We start from the raw sequence: 19,839 nt of genomic DNA on the forward strand, positions 1-19,839 counted from the left end.
CGCACCTTTCTGATACGACGACGGCCGGATGAGGGTTCGCTCCCGACTCTATCGCCAGTCCGACAAAATGAGCAGGGGACCCCACGGATGAGCGGACCGGGCACCTGCGACGATAGGGGACGTGGCAGGTTCGAACGGCAGGCAGAAGACGGTCCGGGACATGATTCTCTCCCTGGGCATCATCGGGATCGCGGCGGCAGTCATCTACGTCTTCATCCCGCACGACGACTCCCGACCGGACATCAAGCCGGTCGACTACCGGGTCGAGCTGCTCACGGCGCGCCGTGCCGCGGCCTACCCGGTCGCGGCCCCCGAGGGCCTGCCGGCGGGCTGGAAGGCGACCTCCGTCCGCTTCCGGGGCGACCACTTCGACGCCTGGCATCTGGGCTTCCAGGCCCCCGGCGACCAGTACGTGCAGATCGAGCAGTCGACTCAGAAGCCGGCGGAGTTCATCGACGAGGCGAGCCAGGGCGCGCACGCGACCAGCACCACCCAGCGGATCGACGGCCGGACCTGGACCCGCTACACCGGCGGCCGCTACGACGCGCTGGTGCTCCCGGGCAAGGGCTCGACGACGGTGGTCGCGGGAACGGGCTCCTTCCGGCAGCTGACGCGGATGGCCGAGGCGCTGAGGTCGGCGAAGTCGTAGCCCCGCCGCGCGACCGGCCCCCTGGCGGTGACGCCGGGGGCCGGATCGTGCGCGAGGTGGCTCGGACGCCGTGCGAGGTGGCTCGGATGCCGTGCGGGAGGGCTCGGACGCCGTGCGCGGGAGGGCTCAGACGGTCGTGACGACCTGGTCGTACTCCAGGCGCGGGGAGCGCGGGAACCAGGCGTTCTCACCCGGCCTGCCGATGTTGACCACCATCAGCGGGGTGTGGTCGTCGTCCAGGAACTCCTTGCGGACGCCCTCGAAGTCCAGGCCGGTCATCGGTCCCGCGGCGAGGCCGGCGGCCCGCACGCCGATGATGAAGTAGGCGGCCTGGAGCGTGGCGTTCAGGGCGGCGCTGTTCTCCCGGACCACGCGGTCGCCGAAGACGGCGTCCTTGGCCTGCGGGAAGTGCGGGAAGAGCGCCGGCAGCTCCTCGTGGAACTCGTTGTCCGCGGAGAGGATCGCGACCAGCGGGGCGGCGGCGGTCTTGTTCCGGTTGCCCTCGGCCATGTGCCCCACCAGGCGCTCGCGGGCCTCGGCGGAACGGACCAGCGTGACGCGCAGCGGCGACTGGTTCATGGAGGTCGGGCCGTACTTGACCAGGTCGTAGATCGCCCGCACCTGCTCGTCGGTCACCGGCTCGTCGGCGAAGGTGTTCGCGGTGCGGGCCTCGCGGAACAGCAGGTCCTGGGCGGCGGGGTCGAGAACGAGAGACATGGCTGCACTTCCTGGTGATGATGCCGGGCCCTCAACCGGACCGTGGTCCGGTTAAGCTGACGACATGACCGTACGCCAGTGAAGTTCAACCTTCAACAAAATCCGGGCCGCAGTGATCCGCTTCACAGCGGCCACCGCACGACGGCCCCCGGAGGGGCGGCCCCCTGCGGGTGGCCCCCTGCGGGTGGCCCATTGCGGGGGGCCCACCGCAGGGGGCGGCTACTCGGCGCCCGTCTCCTCGGCCTCTTCCTCCTCGGCCAGTGCCGCGTCCAGCCGGGCCCGCGCGCCGTCCAGCCAGCGCCGGCACACCCTGGCCAGCTCCTCGCCCCGCTCCCACAGCGCGAGGGACTCCTCCAGCGTCGTGCCGCCGGCCTCGAGCCGTCGCACGACCTCGATCAGCTCGTCCCGCGCCTGCTCGTAGCCGAGCGCCTCTTCCGCCACCTTGCCGGTCATCCGCCCACCCTATGCGTCGACTCGTACGGAGAACTCACCCTCACAGACCCGCGCGCGCAGCGTCTCCGCCGCCGTGACCTCGGCGGGATCGCGCACCACGTGACCGTCCTCCTTCTGCAGCACGGCGTACCCGCGCCTGAGGGTGGCGGCGGGGGAGAGGGCCACCACGCGTGCGTGCGTGTGCGTCAGCTCGGAGTCGGCGCGGTCGAGATGGTGCCGCAGCGTGCGCCGCGAGCGGTCGACCAGCGAGCCGATGTGATCGGACCGCTCGTCGATCATCCGGTGCGGGTCCTCCATCGAGGGCCGGGCGAGCGCGTGGGCGAGCCCGCGCTCCTCCCGCTCGACGAACGCCCGCACACACCGCCGGGCCCGGTCCCGCAGCAGCCGCACGCGCTCGTACTCCTCACCCACGTCCGGTACGACCTTCTTGGCCGCGTCGGTCGGGGTGGAGGCGCGCAGGTCGGCGACGTGGTCCAGGAGGGGGTTGTCGGGCTCGTGGCCGATCGCCGAGACGACCGGCGTGCGGCACCCGGCGACGGCGCGCACCAGCTGCTCGTCGGAGAAGGGCAGCAGGTCCTCCACGCTGCCGCCGCCGCGCGCGACGATGATCACGTCCACCTCGCCGAGCTCGTCGAGCTCCTTCACGGCCTGCACGACCTGCGGGACGGCGTGCACGCCCTGCACGGCGACGTTGCGCACCTCGAAGCGGACGGCGGGCCAGCGGTGCCGGGCGTTCTCCAGGACGTCCCGCTCGGCGGCCGAGGCGCGACCGCAGACCAGGCCGATCAGCTGGGGCAGAAAGGGCAGGGCCTTCTTCCGCTCGGGCGCGAACAGCCCCTCGGCGGCCAGCGACTTCTTCAACCGCTCCAGCCGGGCGAGGAGTTCACCGATGCCGACGGGCCTTATCTCGGCGGCGCGCAGGGAGAGCTGGCCCCGGGGCGCGTACCACTCCGGCTTGGCGTGCACGACGACCCGCGCGCCCTCGCTGACGACGTCCGCGACGGCGTCGAACACCTGCCGGTAGCAGGTGACGCCGATGGAGATGTCGTGCGAGGGATCCCGCAGCGTCAGGAAGACGACCCCGGCGCCGGGCCGCCGCGACAGCTGGGTGATCTGCCCCTCCACCCAGACGGCCCCCAGCCGGTCGATCCACCCTCCGATGAGCCGCGAGACCTCACCGACGGGCAGGGGGGTTTCCACGGACGTGTTGAGAGCCATGCCGCGAGGGTAACGGCCCCGACCGACGCGGCGGGTCAGCCCGGACCGGGCCGCGACCGACAGGCCCCGGCCCCGACCGACGCGGCGGGTCAGCCAGGACCGGGCCGCGACCGACAGGCCCCGGCCCCGACCGACGCGGCGGGTCAGCCAGGACCGGGCCGCGACCGACAGGCTCCGACCCCGACCGACGCGGCGGGTCAGCCAGGACCGGTCCGCGACCGACAGGCTCCGACCCCGACCGACACGGCGGTTCAGCCAGGACCGGTCCGCGACCGACAGGCTCCGGCCCCGACCGACACGGCGGGTCAGCCCGGACCGGTCCGCGACCGACAGGCCCCGACCCCGACCGACACGGCGGTTCAGCCCGGACCGGGCCGTCCGGTGACGGGCATCCCGCGCCCGCGCTGCACCACCAGCACCACCAGTCCCACCGCCAGCCAGGCCGCCCCCACCGCCTGCGCCGCCGCGGACGCCTCCACGATCACCGCCACAGTGATCGCCGCTCCCGCCACCGGGACCAGCACGTGCCGCCACCAGCTCACCGGCCCCCCGGCCCGCCGCACCGCGAACCAGCCCACCACGCTCGCGTGCAGCAGCGTGAAGGCGGTCAGCGCGCCGATGTCGACCACCGACACCAGCCGGTCCATCCCGTCCCCGCGACGCGCCGCCCACACCGCCGCGACCAGCGTGATCACGGCCGCGCACAGCAGCGCGACCCGCGGCAGCCCGGAGTCGGTCCGGGCCAGCGCGCGCGGCAGCCGCCGCTCGCGCCCCATGGCGAACAGCAGCCGCCCGGCCGCCGCCTGCCCGGCCAGCGCCGCGAACGCCGCCCCGATCGCCTTGCTCACCGCCACCAGGTCGTGCAGCCACGTGCCGACCGACGCGTCCACGGCGTCGTAGAACGCGGACCCCTGCGCCGCGGGATCGGCGGCCAGCCGCGCGGACGGCGCCGGTTCCAGCAGCGCCACCAGATACGTCTGCGCGACGAACAGCACGCCGGCCAGCGCGAGGCAGAACAGCAGGGCCCGCGCCACCGTCTCCGAGCCGCCCGCCGGTCTGCCGCCACCACCCTTGCGGCGCGTGCCGGGCCCGTCCCCGGTGACCTCCTCCGCGAAGGTGGCGATCGCGTCGAAGCCCAGATAGGACAGGACGGCGACGGAGACCGCGCCGACCACCGCCGACAGCGCGAAGGGGCCCTGGGTGCCGTCCCCGGCAAGCGGTGACCACCAGCCCCGCTGGGCGCCGTCCTGCCCCAGCACCACCAGTGCCGACACGACGAACACCAGCAGCACCACCACCTCCATGGCCAGCACCAGAAAGCCGGCGCGGGCCGCGGCGCGCACGCCCCGCAGGTTCAGCGCCGTGGTGACGACGACGGCGAGCGCCGTCCACACCCAGCGCGAGACCTCCGGCACGAGGGAGTTCATCGCGATCCCGGAGAAGAGGTAGGCGACCGCCGGGATCAGCAGGTAGTCCAGCATCGCCATCCAGCCGGCCACGAAGCCGGCCTGCTCCCCGAGCGCGGCGCGCGCGTAGGCGAACACCGAGCCCGCCCGGGGCACCACGCGCACCATCTGCGCGTAGCTGAAGGCGGTGAACGCCATCGCGACCGTGGCGACGACGTAGACGAGCGCGACCGCCCCGTGCGACTTCGCGTCCAGGGTGCCGAACACGCCGACGGGCGCCATGGGCGCGATGAAGAGCAGCCCGTAGACCACCAGATCCCGCAGACCGAGGCTGCGCCGCAGGCCATGCCCCTCGTCGGTGGCCCGTGCCGCCGTGCCGGTCCTGGACATGCCGCCTCCGCCGGTGCCTCGTCCGCCGTGTCGTGCCCCACCCCTCCCACTTCACGGCCAGTGTCCCCGAGGGCGCGATCTTTGACCCGCCGAACGTGGCCCTACGATGGATGTATGACTGCTTCGTCTGGCCGCCGTGTCCTGCTCGCCGCCCCCCGGGGCTACTGCGCGGGTGTGGACCGCGCCGTGATCGCCGTCGAGAAAGCCCTGGAGCAGTACGGGGCTCCCGTCTACGTCCGGCACGAGATCGTCCACAACAAGTACGTCGTGCAGACCCTGGAGAAGAAGGGCGCGGTCTTCGTCGAGCGGACCGAGGAGGTGCCGGAGGGGAACATCGTGATGTTCTCCGCGCACGGCGTCGCCCCCGTCGTCCACGAGGAGGCCGAGCGCGGCAGGCTCGCCACCATCGATGCGACCTGCCCCCTGGTCACCAAGGTCCACAAGGAAGCCGTCCGCTTCGCCAAGGAGGACTACGACATCCTCCTGATCGGCCACGAGGGCCACGAGGAGGTCATCGGCACCTCCGGGGAGGCCCCCGAGCACATCACGCTGGTCGACGGTCCCGAGGACGTTGCCGGGGTGGAGGTCCGCGACCCCTCCAAGGTCGTCTGGCTCTCCCAGACCACGCTCTCCGTCGACGAGACCATGGAGACCGTCGACGCGCTGAAGGAGAAGTTCCCGCAGCTGGTCTCCCCGCCCAGCGACGACATCTGCTACGCCACGCAGAACCGCCAGCTCGCGGTGAAGCAGATGGGCGCCGAGGCCGAGCTGGTGATCGTCGTCGGATCCCGCAACTCCTCCAACTCCAAGCGGCTCGTCGAGGTCGCCAAGCTCGCCGGCGCCCGGGCGGCGTACCTGGTGGACTACGCCGACGAGATCGACGAGGGCTGGCTGGAGGGCGTCTCCACGGTCGGCGTCACCTCCGGCGCCTCCGTCCCCGAGGTCCTGGTCGAGCAGGTCCTGGAGTGGCTGTCGCAGCGCGGGTTCGAGGACGTGGAGATCGTCCGGGCGGCCGAGGAGTCCATCACCTTCTCGCTGCCCAAGGAGCTGCGCCGGGATCTGCGCGAGGAGGCGGCGTCGCTGATCGCGGAGCGGACCGGCTCCTCGCCGGAGTGACCGTCAGTCGTCCGTCGTAACGTAGGGCCATGCAGATCTTCGGTGTGGACATCGGCGGGTCCGGGATCAAGGGCGCCCCGGTGGACCTGGACAAGGGTGACCTGGTGGAGGAGCGCTTCAAGGTGCTCACTCCGCAGCCGGCCACCCCCGACGGCGTGGCGGACGGCGTGCGGCAGGTCGTCGAGCACTTCGGCTGGCGGGGCCCGGTGGGCCTGACCTTCCCCGGCGTGGTCACCGGCGGCTCCACCGTGCGCACGGCGGCGAACGTCGACAAGAGCTGGATCGACACCGACGCGCGCGCGTTGTTCAGCCGCCGCCTCGGCGGCCTGCCGGTGACGGTCGTCAACGACGCGGACGCGGCGGGCGTCGCCGAGATGCACTTCGGCGCGGGCAAGGACCGCGCCGGCACGGTCATCCTGCTGACCTTCGGCACCGGCATCGGCAGCGCCCTGTTCATCGACGGCAAGCTCGTCCCCAACACCGAACTGGGCCATCTGGAGCTCGGCGGCCACGACGCGGAGAAGCGGGCCTCCAGCAAGGCCAAGGACGACGGCGAGCTGACCTGGGAGCACTGGGCGCACCGGGTGCAGAAGTACCTCGCCCACGTCGAGATGCTCTTCTCGCCCGAACTGATCGTCATCGGCGGCGGAGTCAGCCGCAAGTCCCACAAGTTCCTGCCCTTCATCGAGGGCATCAAGGCCGAGATGGTCCCGGCCCAGCTGCAGAACAACGCGGGCATCGTGGGGGCGGCGATGCGGGCGGTGGAAGGCTGACGCGCGCGGCGGAGAGCTAGCGGCCGAGGCGGGACCGAGGCAGGGGACGGAGGCGGGACCGAGACACGGACCGAGGCGGGGGACCGAGGCGGGCCCGAGGCACGGGACCGAGGCGGGCCCGAGGCACGGGGCCAAGGCGGGACCGAGACAGGGGACCGAGGCGGGACCGAGACAGGGGACCGAGACAGGGGACCGAGGCGGGACCGAGACACAGACCGAGGCGGGACCAAGGCCGCTTCCGGCAGCGGGCCCCGGGGACCGCTGCCGGTCTCAGCGCGCGGGCGGGTGGCGTCGGCCGGCCTGCCCGCGCATCAGGCTGATCTTGCGCACGGTGGCGACGGCGCCCGCGACGAACGTTCCCGCGTACAGCCACAGGGCCTGCGTCGCCAGCGCCGTCACCAGTCCCATCAGCCGACCGGGCACCCCTCCGTCGCCGCCCGCCACGGGTAGCAGGCCCACCGCGAAGGCGATCGGCACGACGACGGGCGGCGAGGACAGGTCGCCCTTGCGCACCCACAGCGCGGTCAGCAGGCAGACCGGCAGGAACAGCACGCCGTACACCGTCGGCGACGCCCCGAGCAGCAGCCGGTCGAGGCAGCCGAGCACGAACATCAGCACGCCGCAGAACAGCCCGCCGCCCAGTCCGGTCAGCCGCGGGTCGGGCATCCGCCGCATCCGCCGCAGCCGTCGCACCGCCCGCACCGCCCGCACCAGCGGCGGACCGGGCCGTCGTACGGCGGCGGCGCGCTCCGCGGGGCGGGCGGCCGGGGAGCGCTGCCCCGCGGGCCGCCCGCCGCCGGTGCCGCCGCCGGCCCCGCCGCTGCCGCCACCGCGCTTCGCCTGTGGGGGCAGCGGGGGCCTGCCGCGTCGCGTTCCGTTGCGCGGGGGTGGCGTCCTGTGTTGCTCCACCGGACCAACTTAGGTCGGCTTATGTGCCGAATAGCCCTTCTGACACGCCGATGGGAAGAGCTTGGCCATGCGTTCGACGGGGCGCCGGGGCGGGGGAGCGCACGCCGTAGACTGGTGGATCGGCCCGCCCCCGCAGCGAAGAAGGACCGGGCCCGCAGCCCCAGTCCCCCTGATGTCTCTCACGTACGGGAAGTCGCAACGTGTCGCTCACGATCGGAATCGTCGGTCTGCCGAATGTCGGCAAGTCGACCCTGTTCAACGCCCTGACCAAGAACGACGTGCTCGCGGCCAACTACCCGTTCGCCACGATCGAGCCGAACGTGGGCGTGGTCGGCGTCCCCGACGCCCGGCTGGCCACATTGGCCGAAATCTTCGCCTCGCAGCGGGTCCTCCCGGCGACCGTGGACTTCGTCGACATCGCGGGCATCGTGCGCGGCGCGTCGGAGGGCGAGGGCCTGGGCAACAAGTTCCTCGCGAACATCCGTGAGTCCGACGCGATCTGCCAGGTCATCCGCGCCTTCAAGGACGAGAACGTCGTGCACGTCGACGGCAAGGTCTCACCGAAGGACGACATCGAGACGATCAACACCGAGCTGATCCTCGCCGACCTGCAGACCATCGAGAAGGTGCTGCCCCGGCTGCAGAAGGAGTCGCGGATCAAGAAGGACGTCGCGCCCAGGGTCAAGGCGGTCGAGGAGGCCAAGGAGATCCTGGAGAAGGGCGACACGCTCTTCGCGCACGGCATCGTCCAGGGCTCCGAGCGCAACGAACTGCTGCACGACCTGCACCTGCTCACCACCAAGCCCTTCCTCTACGTCTTCAACGTCGACGAGGACGAACTGGTCGACGAGGACTTCAAGAACGAGCAGCGCGCCCTGGTCGCCCCCGCCGAGGCCATCTTCCTCAACGCCAAGCTGGAGGCCGACCTCGCCGAACTGGACGAGGACGAGGCGCTCGAACTGCTCCAGTCCGTCGGCCAGGACGAGCCGGGCCTCGCCACCCTCGCCCGCGTGGGCTTCGACACCCTCGGCCTGCAGACCTACCTCACGGCAGGCCCCAAGGAATCCCGCGCCTGGACGATCAAGAAGGGCGCCACCGCCCCCGAGGCGGCCGGCGTGATCCACACCGACTTCCAGAAGGGCTTCATCAAGGCGGAGGTCATCTCCTTCGCCGACCTGGTGGAGACCGGCTCGGTCGCCGAGGCCCGCGCGAAGGGCAAGGCACGGATGGAGGGCAAGGACTACGTGATGCAGGACGGGGACGTGGTGGAGTTCCGGCATGGAGGAACGTCTGGGAGTGGCAAGAAGTAGCCGGATTACTCCCTGGGAACTGCAGGACGATCCGGGGCTCAGCCGGTCGACCCGAAGGCAGCGGCTGGTGCGCGGCCCGGCGCATCGGCTAGAACGGTAGTAATCGACCCCCTCCCAAGCCTCTCTACGATGCTCAAATGGGAGGGGCCTCTTTCTTTCCGGGGTGCGAGTGAAGCCGAGCCTGTCCGTGGGGGAGCAGGTCGCGCTCCTGGCCCACCGTGGCCTCGTCATCGACGACGAGGCCGTCTGCGCGGCGTTCCTCGGCTCGAACAACTACTACCGATTCTCCGGATACGCTCGCTACTTCCAGCGAGCTCCCCACATGGGCGACGACACGTTTGTACCCGGCACGACGTTCGCTGAGATCCGCCGCGTCTACGAAGCGGACGAGGCGCTACGCACCGCGCTCAGCCAACCTCTCGCGCGCGTCGAGCTCCTGCTGCGCACGCATGTCGCCCGAGTGATCGCCGACGGGCATGGTCCGTACGGCAGCTTCCTTGAGTAAAGCTTCTACACCGACGTCGGCAACGTTGAGCCGACCGTCGAGTCATGCCTGCGCGACATCGAACGCAGCAAGGACCGCCACATCCTGAGGTACAAGGGCACCGAAGGCGACCGTGCCGACTACAGCGAGCTGCCGGTGTGGTCCGCCGTTGAAGCGTGGTCGTTCGGAACGCTCTCCAAGGCCATCGAGCGCGGAGCCGGCGGCACACTGGCCGACGCCGTGGCGACCAGCGTCGGGGTCGCGAAGGCCGGGTTCGCTTACCGTGTGAGGTCGTTGGTCTACCTGCGCAACCGGTGCGCCCACCACAGCCGGCTGTGGCACCACTCGGTCCTCGACGCCGGCCCTGCGCAGCAAGGCGAAGCGGGTGGCGGGGCAGTTCGAGCCACGTTCGGTTCTCGATGTCATTGCCTCGCTCGACGACGTGGCCATACGCGGCAAGGCCGCTGATCCCGTGCTCCCGCAGGTCGTCGAGCAGCACCCCCGTGACAGCTTGTTCCGGGAGGGACTGGCACGGCCTCAGAGCCCGCGCGATCACAGGGCATGAATCGGCCCTGGGCAGGGTTCCTATGCGGTGTCGCCCGGAGGCGTGGGGTATCAGCGCCCAAGCCGCTGCTGCAACGCGGTGATGCTGCGCGAACTGGCGGTCGAGCCGTGTGACTCGCGACGAGCCCCGGCGCCGCAAGCCGGCCCGGCGCGCAGCCGGATGCCGATGTCGAGCGCGAGCCCCGATGCTGTCCAGACCTTGGCGTCGACCTGCTGCCGGTCGCAGGTCTTGAGACGCCGGTAGAGCGTTCGCGCGCGAACAGCCGAGCGCCAGCCCTTGCACGACGGTGAGCGGCCTGCCGTCGGAGGCGGCGAGGAGGGTGGTGGAGGCGTCGTCGAGGGTCATGGTCATGGTGGGCCTCTTGGCGCTGCGGGTGAGGGTGAGACGCAAGGCACATATGTGGGCGGTCAACTGCGACCGGGGCGGGCCGAGTGTTGGTGAAGGCGCAGGTCAGGGGGAGGGAGAGGGGCTGGGGACGGGGGCGTATGTGTATTTCGTCTCACGGCGAGCCGCCCGCGGGGCCGCCGGGAGCACCGGGGGCCGTCCCAACGGCCGGGGGAGCGGGCACGGGTGGGGGTGGCATGGCGCGGCGCGGGCGCGGGACGCGCGGGAGGAGGCGGCGGGCGCGGCCCCGGGGGCGAAGGTGCGCCTCCACCGCGGCCATGTACCGCTCGCGGACATCCGCCAGCTCCCGCAGGTCGACGACCGACGTCGGGATCACCATCGCCGTGTCGTCCGCCACGGGGGGCGAGAGCCACGCATCCTTCATGCTCCGCCCGGCCACCGTCCGCGTACGGGCGACGAGTTCGTCATACGCGGCGCCCACCTCCGGGGCCTCGAAGCGGACCCACGCCTCGTGCCAGGTCAGTCTGGCCTGGATCTCCCGCAGCTGCTCCGACAGGCGGACCCGCTCCTCGGCGGCGGCGTCCGCGCGGCGGCGCCGCACGGCGTACGCCATCTCCGCGTACTGGATGCTCACCTCGTACGCGCTCGCTAACAGTTCCTGCTTCCGCTCCCGCAGCTGGGCGCGGCGGCTGATCCGCGCCTGGACGCCGAGGATGAGGCCGGTCACGAGTGCGGCGAGAACGGCGGCGTAGGGGCCGAAGGCCTTGATCGCGTCAGCCAATGATTTGGTCCTGTTCGTCGAGGCCCGGCGAACCGTGGCCGTGGGGTGCTTCGAAGCCCGGCCAGATGCTGGTGGCGCGATAGGCAGACTCCCAGCGCAGATGGCGGACGATGATCGCGACGAGGAGCCGCCCGCCGTCACCGGGCGACCAGCGGCGCGAGGGCGCGTCCTTCGGGTACCAGAGGCACAGGGAACCGTCGGGGTTGCGGTGGGCGGGGCAGTCGGGCCCGCGTGCGTGGACGCGGGGGACTGCCGGATCGCCGGGGGCGAAGACGATGCGGAGACTGTGCGAGGGCAGGATCCGCACGTGTGGGTAGACCTGGACGGTGAACCCGGACGCGAAGTCGGCGGGCCTGTCCACCTCGCGCACGTCGAGCCCCGTTGAGCGCATCCCGGTCAGCAGCTCGGCGCGGGCCATGGGACGGGCGAACCAAGGACGGCGCGCGGGACGCCGGTCACCGCTCAACGGCCGTGTCCTCCCGCCACGAGCGCGTCTTGGGGAGGAGCAGGCTCGCGCCCGCGAGACCGAGGCCGGCGGTGGTGCTCAGGGGAGTGGAGGCGGCGGAGAAGGCGCGCTCGCGTTCACGCATCGTCTTGGGGAAGAGGTGCTCCAGGACCTCCGCCACCGTGTCGATGTCGTCGGGGTCGGCGCCTCGGCCCGATAACGATTACCGAAGAGCTTTGCCGAGACCTCACGCAACCGTTCGGGCGCGCTTTGAACCATGATTCATGATTCGCGAATCAGAAAACAGATGTCAACTACCCGGTGAGTTCCGTGCACTTGGGGAAGTGCTCGGATCACATCCACTGGTGAAGTCCACCCCCACCCGGGCGGATCGCTCAGGGAGAGAGGTCGAGCACCCGGACCTCGGTCCCGTCCCAGGCCTTGGGCTGGACGGTGGCGACGCGTGCCCCATCCAAGCGCTCGGGGCCGGGCATGGCCACATGGTGGGTGTGGCACCAGCCCAGAGACCGCTCGTGGCCCGAGGCGGCCAAGACGGCGGCGAGATCGAGCGGATGAAAAACCACCTGGTCGAGCATGCCGAGGTGGCCGGCGAGTCCGGTGCGTACCCGGTCCGCTTCGGCGAGTGCGGCCAGCGCGACGTGGACGCGCCAGGCCCCGGTCTCGGCGGCCTGGTACAGAAGGCGGGAGGCCAGGACGTTGCCTGAGCCCAGAGCGAGCAGCGCGCTGTCGTCGAGGACTACATCGACAGGGGCGACAGGGTTCACGCGGCGCTGCCGAGCCGGCGCGTGAGCTCATCGTCCGCTGCGCGGTCCTGCTCGGGATCCGGGGCGTAGCCGGAGAGCGCGTGCAGGACTTCGAGGGTCTTCGCGACCTGCTCGTCCCGCTCGCTCTGCGTGAGGGTGTGGGTGGCGAATTCGCCGACGAGCCCCGCGATCGTGGTGTCCTTCTCGGCGGCCAGGATCGCCAGCCGGTCCCGGATGCTGCTCTCGACCTTGATCGTTGTGTGTGCCATGCCCGACAGAATACATCGGGTATACCCGCCCGGGGAGGTGATTGAGGTAGCCGCTTGCGCCTCCTCGGTCAGGGTCCGAGGGGACGGCCGGTAGGTGTGATTTCGCAAGCGCGGCTCCGCAGTCCGACTCCTGCGAGTGACCTCTCCTTCCGTCGGCGTGCGTCCGGTGCCGCTCAGGCCTCTGTACCCTTGAAGTAGTCGCCCCCTGAGCTTCTCCGACCCTTTGCTCCAGTCCTCGGGGTGGGAAATGGGCGCCAGCCGGTGCTGCTGCTCGTGAGTGCTGGAATACGGCGTCTGTGCCTCGAGCCTCATCCTGCTGTGGTCCTTGATGAGGAGCATCTCGACGACCTGCGCCGCGGTCTGCAGATCTGCGTCGATGGACTCCGCCGAGATGTCGGTGGACGGGGGGACTGCGTCGCCGGACCCGTCGAAGTCGACGTAGAACCCGGCCATCTTCTCCTCGTTGGCGCGCTGGCCGACGGTCTCCGCTTCGCTCTGCCGAGTTCCGGTTCAACCTTTGATCGAGCAGTGGTCTGACCTGCGAGAACACTCGTTTACGAGCCGATGTGAGGGTCGCTCATGGCCGTTACGGAACATGGTGGAGTTCCGCTTCAATGTGTAGCGGGTGACATACCACGTCGCTGATCTGGCAAACATGCAGGTCAGATTGGGTCCGACTCTTCGGGGTCGGGCCCTTCGTTATTTCCCGTGCTGGGATGGCGCTGGGATAGCCGACCCCTCGTCACCTGTCATCACCCCTGCTCATCCCTACCGTGCTGGGATGGCGCTGGGATGAGATGAGGGCTCCCGTGCTGGGTTCCACACGGCGTACCTCGTGGCGGGTGTGAGGGAGGCGATTGAGGCGCCGGTCAGCAGGTGGGTGTGGAGGAGGCGCCCCGGCTGCTGGCACTTGCCGGTGTCGCGTACGCACAGGTGATCGAGGATGCGGTGAAGGCCGCGGCCGCGGATTGCATCCGCACGGAATTCCAGCTCATACCTCGCACGGTGGTGCAGTGTCAGGGTGCATCCGGCTTCAGAAATGTCCAGAGGCATCGCCCCGCGTGAAATGGCCGCAGCGCCACCAGCCCTGTACTGCTGTCCCGCCATGATGTCGGCAGATGTCAGACGTCCTTGATCTGTAGGCGATCACTGCACAGTTTCGACCAGTCGTCGCGATCCGAGGTCAGTACAAGGACGGGCGCGGGGGAGCGGAGCGCCATCGCGGCGACGAGGGAGTCGATGGCGTACTTGTGGCCGTGCAGGCCGCCGGCGTCGTTCAGCAGCTGCACCGCGGTGAGGCTGTCCGCCTGGGTGACGTCCTGGATCTGAAGGCGGGAGAGCAGCCAGTGCAGTCGGGCGGTGTCCGTCTTCCCGTAGACGGCCTCCACCACGGTCAGGGCCGACACGAGGACGGGCACGCCCACGCGCCGGGCGGCCTCGATCCGGGTGATCATCGGGCGGTCGTTGCACAGCAGCAGCGACAATGCCTGGGAGTCCAGAACCAGGGACCTGGCCGCGGGCTCCTTCATACGGCGCTGTCGTTCGACGCGTAGGGCGCCGGTGCGTCACCGAACAATTCGCGCTGCGCGACCTGGACTTCGGCCTCGCTCAAAGGCTCGTGCCCGGCTTCGTAGGCGGCCACGATCTCGGCGAGGCCGTCCATCTCCAGCTGATGCCGGACCGCCGCGGTCACATACGCGGACACGCCGCGCTTGCCGGTACGTGTGCGCAGAGCACCGAGGAGTTCCGAGGGCATCGAGACGGAGATGTTCTCCGTGCCGCCGGGGCGGGGTGACTTCATGAGGTCAGTCTAGTACAGGAACTATTACAGCGCCGAGATCCCGTGTGACCTGCACCCATGGTGCATAGTCTTGGTCTCCTGGATCTTCTTGTGCTTTGTGGCCGCTCCCGTGCCGGGATGGTGCTGGGAAGCGCCGCATATTCGCAGGTCAGGGCTTTGTGGGGCAGTTCCGCTTCAACGTCTGATACGTCCGGCGAAAGGTCGCCTGACCTGCGGCGGAGCGGGTGTGCGGGCAGTGTGGCTGGCTACGGTGCCGGCGGCGGGGCCGCTGACGCGGGAGTGGCTGGGCTGGGGCGCGTCCACGCCCCACCCACGCAGACCTCGGCGACAGCCTCGCCGCCCAGACCCGTGCCGACGAGGCCGTCGCTGCTGCCCGTCGGGCGGACCGCTTGCCGGGAGGGGACTGCGTGTGGACCGGGTGGGTGTCGAGCAAGGTGTCAGGTCTCTCGGACGGCGTCGGCCAGCGGCGGCGAATGGTAGGCCGACTCCTCGCCGCCGAGCCACGCCTGGAGCCTCGGCTCGTGCGGTCGGGCACCGCCCAGAACGTACACGCTGAGAAGAACGGCGGTGCCGGCGGCGCAGACTGCCAGCACCACGGCGACGGCCAGGTGCACCCCGTCCTGGAGCGACGCGGCGCTCTGCGCGACGAACACCAGCACAGGCGCCAGCAGGAACGCGGCCTCCGCACGCAACAGCTCCACCAGGGCGAACGTCGGCCCAAGCTTCGACGACGGCACGCTGAGTCCCGCCATGAACAGCCCGGGCGCCACCCCGGCCCCCGCCCCGAAACCGAGCAGCACCGCAGCGACCGGAGCGAGCACGGAGGCAGAGCCCGGCGACAGGAACAGCAGAACCGTGGCCGCGGCCAGCGTGCTCAGCAGGCCGGACAGCGCCAGCAGCGGCGTCCAGCGGCTGGGAAACGCCCGCTTGAACAGCCACGCCGCCGTGGCGATGCCCAGTACCTGACTGGTCATCACCGCGCCCACCCGCCACGGCGCCCATCCGGTCCCCCGGAACAGGTAGACCTCGGCAAGCTCCAGCAAGGTGGTGTACGCGGCACCGGCGAGCATCGCGCAGCCCACCCCGGTGACGGGCAGGGTCGAGCTGATCAGCCGTACGGGCATGAGCGGGTCCCGCTTGCGGTACTGGGCCGCCACCAGCCCCGCCACGAGAAGCAGTCCCACGATCACCGGCACCAGGAACAGCGCGGAGGTGAACGACGCGCGGGTCAGCCATGACACCGCGAAGAACGGCAGCACGGTGGCGCCCAGCGCCAGCGGAACGGCCAGCCAGTCGAAGCCCATGCCCGGCATGGGCGGCTCATTGCGCTCGAACGCCAGCAGGCCCACGGCCACGCCCAGCAGGCCCAGCACGGCCACACCCGCGTACAGCGGACGCCAGGCGTGGAAGGTGCCGGCCAGGCCGCCCACGAGCGGCCCGAGGGTCACCACACCGAACAGTCCCAGATTGACGAACGCGGCCGTCAGCGGCAGCCGCTCCGCGCCGTGCCGCGTGACCAGCGGCGGCAGCGAGGCGACCAGCAGCATGCCCGTGGCCACCCCCTGAAGGATCATGCCGACGGCGAAGACCACGACCCCTGGCGCCGTGAACGCCAGGACCGAACCCAGTACGAACCCCGCCTCACAGGCGATGTACAGGGAGCGGCGCGAGACGCGCTGGAAGATGTCGGCGGCCATGACCGCGCCGAACGCGTACCCGGCGTTGGCCAGGGCGCTGGTCAGTTGAACCGCGAATGCGCCGGCGCCCAGATCGTGCATGAGTTGCGGCCGCAGCAGCGTCGAAGCGGTCGTCAGTACCAGGAAGGGGCACAGTGCCAGCAGTGCCAGAGCCACCGCCGCCGGATAACTCCCGCGCAGCGGCACCTCCCGCGCGGCGCCCACCACCCGCTTCACCGGCGGCTCTTGTCCACGCGTTCGCGACCACACCACGGCGACGCCGGCATGTCCGTCACGTTCCTTCCAGCGCTCGGGCCCCCGGCTGCTGCCCCTGCGGGCCACCCTAGAAGCACATGGGTTCCGCACCCGCCCCGACACGCGACGGTGCCGCTCGCCCGGACCGGGCGCGTGGCCTCGGGACCGTCCGCCGCCGCGGGCGCGCCCACGCGCCGAGCGCGTCGCTGGTGGTCGTCGCCCGGGCGCTGTCGCCGCTCCCGCGCGACGACCGCCGGGCGGTCAAAGGCCGGGCCGCCTGTCCGGGGACCGTGTGAGCGGGCCCGCCGCCCCGCTCCTCCCGCCGTGCCGGAAGCAGCCGGACCGCCCCGCCCGGGACCCGTCACGGCGAGGGCGCCGGGACGAAGACGACCGGGGTGGTGCTGTGGCGCAGGCAGTACAGGCCGATGCCGCCGGGGATCTCGGGTGAGCTGATGCCGGTGGTGCCCAGGACCAGGAGTTCGGCTTCGCGGGCCCGCCTCACGAGCTGCTCGCCGGGCGGGCCGTGCAGCGGGGCGGTGATCACGTGCTCGGGCAGGGCGCGTTCCTCGGCCAGCAGCGTCAGCGCCCGTTCCAGCCGTTCGCGGGCCGCGTGCAGCTGACCGTCGGGATGGCGCGCCACCTCCGGGTCCGGCGGGACGAGTTGTTCCCACACGGCGACGATGTCGAGGGTGGCGTGCCGGTCACGGGCCTGCGCGGCCGCCCACTTCAGGGCGAGGTGGCTGCCGTACGAGCCGTCGACGCCGACCACCAGCCGCAGCCGTTCGTGTCCGGCGAGTCCGGCGTTGTCGATCTCCGGCGCGGTGACCGGGCGGCCGGTCTCCGGTCCGGTTCGGGATGGGGACATGCTGGTCCTCTCGTGCGGATGGTGGGGCGTGTCGTACGGATGGTGGGGCGTGTCGTACGGATGGATGGGTGTGTCGCATGGATGGTGGCGCGTGTTTCGCGCCCCGGACGGGTCCGGCGGACAGGTCCGGCGGCCGGGGAGCGGCCGTCCCTCGTGGGCGGACGGGACCGACAGCGCCGGGCGGGGCGACCGGAGCGACCAGGACGGCGGCGGGCACCGGCCGGTCACCGGGCGGCCGGATCGGCCGTGCGGTCTCCGGTCCCGGCCGGGCGCTCGAAGACCTCGCACGCCTCCCCGGGCCGCCGTCCGGGGCCGCGGTGCGCCGACGCCTGCATGACCTGTCTCCCCACCCGGTCTCCCCACCCGGGCTGCCTACGGTGGAGTCCAGACCCGGGTTGCCACGGGTGGCGTCCGGGAAACCCGGCGCGGTGGCGGGCACGGCGGCGTTGCGCTTCGGCAGGGCCCTTCGGGCATGCTGGAGGTGTACGCCAGTTCGGGCACGAGGAGATGGCTGCGGTGAACGACCAGCCGGGTGCGAGCGGTGAGGGGTCGGTCCCGCGGCTCAGGATGGACGACCTCCTGAACGAGCTGCAGGCCCACGTCCAGCGGGTCCGCAGCAGCCGGGACCAGATGGAGACGCTGCTGAAGGCGGTCGTGGCGATCGGCAGCGACCTCGATCTGGAGGACCTGCTGCGGCGGATCGTGCAGTCCGCCGTGGACCTGGTGGACGCCGAGTACGGCGCGCTCGGGGTGCTGGGCGAGGAAGGGCGCATCCGGCAGTTCGTCACCGTCGGCATGGACGAGGAGACCGTCGGGCGGATCGGTCACTACCCGGAGGGCCACGGCATTCTGGGCCTGCTCATCCGCGAGCCCCGCTCGCTGCGCCTGGAGGAGCTCGGGTCCCACCCGGAGGCCGTCGGCTTCCCGGCGGGGCACCCGCCCATGCACACCTTCCTCGGCGCTCCCGTGCAGGTGGGCAGCAAGATCTTCGGCAACCTGTACCTGACCGACAAGCGCGGCGGCCGGCCGTTCGACGCCGACGACGAGGCCGTACTGCGGAGCCTGGCCGCGGCCGCCGGCGTGGCCATCGACAACGCCCGCCTGTACGAGGAGAGCCGGCACCGCGAGCGGCACCTCGCCACCAGCGCCGATCTCACCCGTGCCCTGCTGTCCGGGGAACCGCCCGGGCGGACGCTGCGTTCGCTGGCCGACATCGTGCGGGAGATGACCGGTGCGGACCTGGTGACGCTGGCCCTGCCCGTGGGCGAGGGCGGCGATCTGGTGGTCGAGACGGCCGCCGGCCCGACCGCCGGCCAGGTGCTGGGCCTGGCGCTGCCGGCCACCACCCTGGCGGCGAAGGTCTACGCGACCGGGCAGGTCATCAGCAGCGACACCCTCAGCGACGACTCACGATCGGCGGGCGGCAGCGCCTCCCTCGTCCCCCTGGGACCGGGCTTCTTCGTTCCCGTCGGCGGCCAGGAGCGGATACGCGGGGTGCTGCAGGTCGCCAACGTGGTCGGCGGGCCGCCCTTCGGCGAAGGGGTGGTGGAGATGGTGAAGTCCTTCGCCGACCAGGCCGCCCTGGCCCTGGAGATCGCCGAGCACCGCCGGGACGCCGAGCAGTTCGCCCTGCTCGGCGAGCGCGACCGCATCGCCCGCGACCTGCACGACCTCGTCATCCAGCGGCTGTTCGCCGACGGGCTGACCCTGCAGTCCGTACTCGCACGGATCGGCGACCGCTCCGAGGCCGCGGAGCGGGTCCAGCGGGTGGTGGACGACCTGGACGACACCGTGAAGGTGATCCGTTCCACCATCTTCGGCCTCCGGGAGCGCGACCGTCCCGGCCGGCGCGGCGGCCTGCGCTCCCGGCTCGCCGCCCTGGCCGACGAGGCCACCGCGACGCTCGGTTTCGCCCCGGCCCTGCGGATGAGCGGCCTGCTCGACACCGACGTACCCGCACAGCACGCCGACCACCTCATGGCCGTCCTGCGCGAGGCGCTGTCCAACACCGCCCGGCACGCCCACGCCACCGCGGTGGACATCACCGCCGAGGCCACCGGCCGGACGCTGCGGCTGACCGTCGCCGACGACGGACGCGGCCTCGATCCCGCCGTCACGCGCCGCAGCGGGCTGGCCAACATGCGCACCCGTGCCGAGGATCTGGGCGGAAGCCTCTCCCTCACCCGCCGGGAGCCGACCGGGACGGTCGTGGACTGGACCGTCCCGCTGCCCGCCGCCGACCCCGCTGCCTGACCTCGGTCCTCGGTCCTCCGCCCTCGACCCTCCGCCGCGTCCGGGCGTTCCGGCCACCGCGGAGGCTGCCGTGCGATCGGTCCGGCCGTCGGGGTGCCCGCCGTCCGGGAGCCGGCGGTCGCGCCATGTGGCTCTCCTCGCCGGAGTTCCCGCTCCGTCCCGGGGCCGGGACCTGGACCGCATCCGGAGGATCTGGACCGCATCCGGCTGACCTGGACCGCATCCGGAGGATCTGGACCGCATCCGGCTGACCTGGACCGCGACCGCATCCAGGCGGGCGGCAGCGCGTTCGACGGGGAGGGCCCCCACCGCTTCTCGCGGTTCCTGATTGCGCGGTGCGCATCCCCCCCCGGCTGCTTCTCCGCGCCTCTGTGACGGGGCCCTCCCCGTCCCCT

Annotated in this window: 19 protein-coding genes and 3 pseudogenes; 6 read left to right on the forward strand and 16 right to left on the reverse strand. The window is 71.6% G+C overall.

The window, feature by feature from the left end; translation table 11 throughout:
• Window positions 1-121: 121 nt before the first annotated feature.
• Window positions 122-649 (forward strand): DUF4245 domain-containing protein, encoded by a 528-nt coding sequence (locus tag ACJ9NR_RS25395; protein WP_412493232.1) that lies wholly within the window; start codon window positions 122-124, stop codon window positions 647-649.
• Between the two features lie 126 nt (window positions 650-775).
• Here ACJ9NR_RS25395 and ACJ9NR_RS25400 read toward each other — a convergent pair whose 3' ends face one another.
• The 4 genes from ACJ9NR_RS25400 to ACJ9NR_RS25415 form a co-directional block, all read right to left on the reverse strand.
• A complete protein-coding gene (locus tag ACJ9NR_RS25400; RefSeq protein ID WP_412493233.1) occupies window positions 776-1,366 on the reverse strand; it encodes a malonic semialdehyde reductase in 591 nt (196 codons plus the stop codon).
• Window positions 1,367-1,585: 219 nt separating this feature from the next.
• Complete coding sequence (locus ACJ9NR_RS25405; protein ID WP_412493234.1) at window positions 1,586-1,819, reverse strand: exodeoxyribonuclease VII small subunit; 234 nt, start codon at window positions 1,817-1,819, stop codon at window positions 1,586-1,588.
• A gap of 9 nt (window positions 1,820-1,828) precedes the next feature.
• The gene (gene xseA / locus ACJ9NR_RS25410) at window positions 1,829-3,037 is read right to left on the reverse strand and encodes an exodeoxyribonuclease VII large subunit (RefSeq protein ID WP_412493235.1); all 1,209 of its coding nucleotides are present in this window, start codon (window positions 3,035-3,037) and stop codon (window positions 1,829-1,831) included.
• 359 nt (window positions 3,038-3,396) lie between these two features.
• Window positions 3,397-4,833: an APC family permease gene (locus ACJ9NR_RS25415; RefSeq protein WP_412493236.1), complete on the reverse strand. Its 1,437-nt coding sequence runs from the start codon at window positions 4,831-4,833 to the stop codon at window positions 3,397-3,399.
• Window positions 4,834-4,947: 114 nt separating this feature from the next.
• On the opposite strand from ACJ9NR_RS25415, the gene ACJ9NR_RS25420 reads away from it, so the two are divergent.
• Together ACJ9NR_RS25420 and ppgK are read left to right on the forward strand one after the other, a co-directional pair.
• Window positions 4,948-5,949, forward strand: coding sequence for a 4-hydroxy-3-methylbut-2-enyl diphosphate reductase (locus ACJ9NR_RS25420; RefSeq protein ID WP_412493237.1), 1,002 nt, complete (start codon window positions 4,948-4,950; stop codon window positions 5,947-5,949).
• 29 nt (window positions 5,950-5,978) lie between these two features.
• The gene (gene ppgK, locus ACJ9NR_RS25425) at window positions 5,979-6,722 is read left to right on the forward strand and encodes a polyphosphate--glucose phosphotransferase (RefSeq protein ID WP_412493238.1); all 744 of its coding nucleotides are present in this window, start codon (window positions 5,979-5,981) and stop codon (window positions 6,720-6,722) included.
• Window positions 6,723-6,992: 270 nt separating this feature from the next.
• On the opposite strand, the gene ACJ9NR_RS25430 is transcribed toward ppgK, so the two are convergent.
• Complete coding sequence (locus ACJ9NR_RS25430; RefSeq protein ID WP_412493239.1) at window positions 6,993-7,631, reverse strand: DUF6542 domain-containing protein; 639 nt, start codon at window positions 7,629-7,631, stop codon at window positions 6,993-6,995.
• A 200-nt stretch (window positions 7,632-7,831) separates the two neighbouring features.
• Between ACJ9NR_RS25430 and ychF the strand changes: the two genes are divergently transcribed.
• Both ychF and ACJ9NR_RS25440 read left to right on the forward strand, forming a co-directional pair.
• The gene (gene ychF, locus ACJ9NR_RS25435) at window positions 7,832-8,941 is read left to right on the forward strand and encodes a redox-regulated ATPase YchF (RefSeq protein ID WP_412493240.1); all 1,110 of its coding nucleotides are present in this window, start codon (window positions 7,832-7,834) and stop codon (window positions 8,939-8,941) included.
• A 187-nt stretch (window positions 8,942-9,128) separates the two neighbouring features.
• Window positions 9,129-9,893: pseudogene (locus ACJ9NR_RS25440) on the forward strand (Abi family protein).
• Window positions 9,894-10,489: 596 nt separating this feature from the next.
• On the opposite strand, the gene ACJ9NR_RS25445 reads toward ACJ9NR_RS25440, so the two are convergent.
• The 11 genes and pseudogenes from ACJ9NR_RS25445 to ACJ9NR_RS25495 all read right to left on the reverse strand — a co-directional run bounded on the left by ACJ9NR_RS25445 (window position 10,490) and on the right by ACJ9NR_RS25495 (window position 17,191).
• Complete coding sequence (locus ACJ9NR_RS25445; protein WP_412493241.1) at window positions 10,490-11,116, reverse strand: hypothetical protein; 627 nt, start codon at window positions 11,114-11,116, stop codon at window positions 10,490-10,492.
• Window positions 11,109-11,582, reverse strand: coding sequence for a hypothetical protein (locus tag ACJ9NR_RS25450; protein WP_412493242.1), 474 nt, complete (start codon window positions 11,580-11,582; stop codon window positions 11,109-11,111). The genes ACJ9NR_RS25445 and ACJ9NR_RS25450 overlap by 8 nt, the downstream gene beginning before the upstream one ends.
• Entirely contained in the window at window positions 11,572-11,742 is a 171-nt protein-coding gene (locus ACJ9NR_RS25455) for a hypothetical protein (RefSeq protein ID WP_412493243.1), read from the reverse strand. Before ACJ9NR_RS25455 ends, ACJ9NR_RS25450 begins: the two co-directional genes overlap by 11 nt.
• 214 nt (window positions 11,743-11,956) lie before the next feature.
• Window positions 11,957-12,346: a PIN domain-containing protein gene (locus ACJ9NR_RS25460; protein ID WP_412493244.1), complete on the reverse strand. Its 390-nt coding sequence runs from the start codon at window positions 12,344-12,346 to the stop codon at window positions 11,957-11,959.
• Window positions 12,343-12,594, reverse strand: a complete 252-nt coding sequence (locus ACJ9NR_RS25465; protein ID WP_356656928.1) for a hypothetical protein — start codon at window positions 12,592-12,594, stop codon at window positions 12,343-12,345. The genes ACJ9NR_RS25460 and ACJ9NR_RS25465 overlap by 4 nt, the downstream gene beginning before the upstream one ends.
• Window positions 12,595-12,948: 354 nt before the next feature.
• Window positions 12,949-13,080 (reverse strand): annotated as a pseudogene (locus ACJ9NR_RS25470) (hypothetical protein); the annotation flags it as partial.
• Between the two features lie 635 nt (window positions 13,081-13,715).
• Window positions 13,716-14,123 carry a DNA-binding protein gene (locus tag ACJ9NR_RS25475; protein WP_412493245.1) on the reverse strand — a complete coding sequence of 136 codons (408 nt, stop codon included), beginning with the start codon at window positions 14,121-14,123 and terminating at the stop codon, window positions 13,716-13,718.
• Window positions 14,120-14,395 carry a hypothetical protein gene (locus ACJ9NR_RS25480; protein ID WP_412493246.1) on the reverse strand — a complete coding sequence of 92 codons (276 nt, stop codon included), beginning with the start codon at window positions 14,393-14,395 and terminating at the stop codon, window positions 14,120-14,122. Before ACJ9NR_RS25480 ends, ACJ9NR_RS25475 begins: the two co-directional genes overlap by 4 nt.
• A gap of 225 nt (window positions 14,396-14,620) precedes the next feature.
• A pseudogene (locus ACJ9NR_RS25485) lies at window positions 14,621-14,695 on the reverse strand (tat (twin-arginine translocation) pathway signal sequence domain-containing protein); the annotation flags it as partial.
• A gap of 137 nt (window positions 14,696-14,832) precedes the next feature.
• On the reverse strand, window positions 14,833-16,308 hold the full coding sequence (locus ACJ9NR_RS25490; RefSeq protein WP_412493247.1) for an MFS transporter: 1,476 nt from the start codon (window positions 16,306-16,308) through the stop codon (window positions 14,833-14,835).
• Between the two features lie 379 nt (window positions 16,309-16,687).
• On the reverse strand, window positions 16,688-17,191 hold the full coding sequence (locus tag ACJ9NR_RS25495; RefSeq protein WP_412493248.1) for a universal stress protein: 504 nt from the start codon (window positions 17,189-17,191) through the stop codon (window positions 16,688-16,690).
• A gap of 507 nt (window positions 17,192-17,698) precedes the next feature.
• Between ACJ9NR_RS25495 and ACJ9NR_RS25500 the strand changes: the two genes are divergently transcribed.
• A complete protein-coding gene (locus tag ACJ9NR_RS25500) occupies window positions 17,699-19,444 on the forward strand; it encodes a GAF domain-containing sensor histidine kinase (protein ID WP_412493249.1) in 1,746 nt (581 codons plus the stop codon).
• Window positions 19,445-19,839 lie beyond the last annotated feature (395 nt).

The organism is Streptomyces sediminimaris (genome assembly GCF_047049295.1).
Lineage (GTDB): Bacteria > Actinomycetota > Actinomycetes > Streptomycetales > Streptomycetaceae > Streptomyces > Streptomyces sediminimaris.

Excerpts from the sequence above, each read along its gene's own strand:
- ACJ9NR_RS25475 (WP_412493245.1), bottom strand. The coding sequence starts at position 14,123 with ATGAAGGAGCCCGCGGCCAGGTCCCTGGTTCTGGACTCCCAGGCATTG.
- ACJ9NR_RS25415 (WP_412493236.1), bottom strand. The coding sequence starts at position 4,833 with ATGTCCAGGACCGGCACGGCGGCACGGGCCACCGACGAGGGGCATGGC.
- ACJ9NR_RS25420 (WP_412493237.1), top strand. The coding sequence starts at position 4,948 with ATGACTGCTTCGTCTGGCCGCCGTGTCCTGCTCGCCGCCCCCCGGGGC.
- ACJ9NR_RS25405 (WP_412493234.1), bottom strand. The coding sequence starts at position 1,819 with ATGACCGGCAAGGTGGCGGAAGAGGCGCTCGGCTACGAGCAGGCGCGG.
- ACJ9NR_RS25465 (WP_356656928.1), bottom strand. The coding sequence starts at position 12,594 with ATGGCACACACAACGATCAAGGTCGAGAGCAGCATCCGGGACCGGCTG.
- ACJ9NR_RS25480 (WP_412493246.1), bottom strand. The coding sequence starts at position 14,395 with ATGAAGTCACCCCGCCCCGGCGGCACGGAGAACATCTCCGTCTCGATG.
- ACJ9NR_RS25495 (WP_412493248.1), bottom strand. The coding sequence starts at position 17,191 with ATGTCCCCATCCCGAACCGGACCGGAGACCGGCCGCCCGGTCACCGCG.
- ACJ9NR_RS25500 (WP_412493249.1), top strand. The coding sequence starts at position 17,699 with ATGGCTGCGGTGAACGACCAGCCGGGTGCGAGCGGTGAGGGGTCGGTC.
- ppgK (WP_412493238.1), top strand. The coding sequence starts at position 5,979 with ATGCAGATCTTCGGTGTGGACATCGGCGGGTCCGGGATCAAGGGCGCC.
- xseA (WP_412493235.1), bottom strand. The coding sequence starts at position 3,037 with ATGGCTCTCAACACGTCCGTGGAAACCCCCCTGCCCGTCGGTGAGGTC.
- ACJ9NR_RS25400 (WP_412493233.1), bottom strand. The coding sequence starts at position 1,366 with ATGTCTCTCGTTCTCGACCCCGCCGCCCAGGACCTGCTGTTCCGCGAG.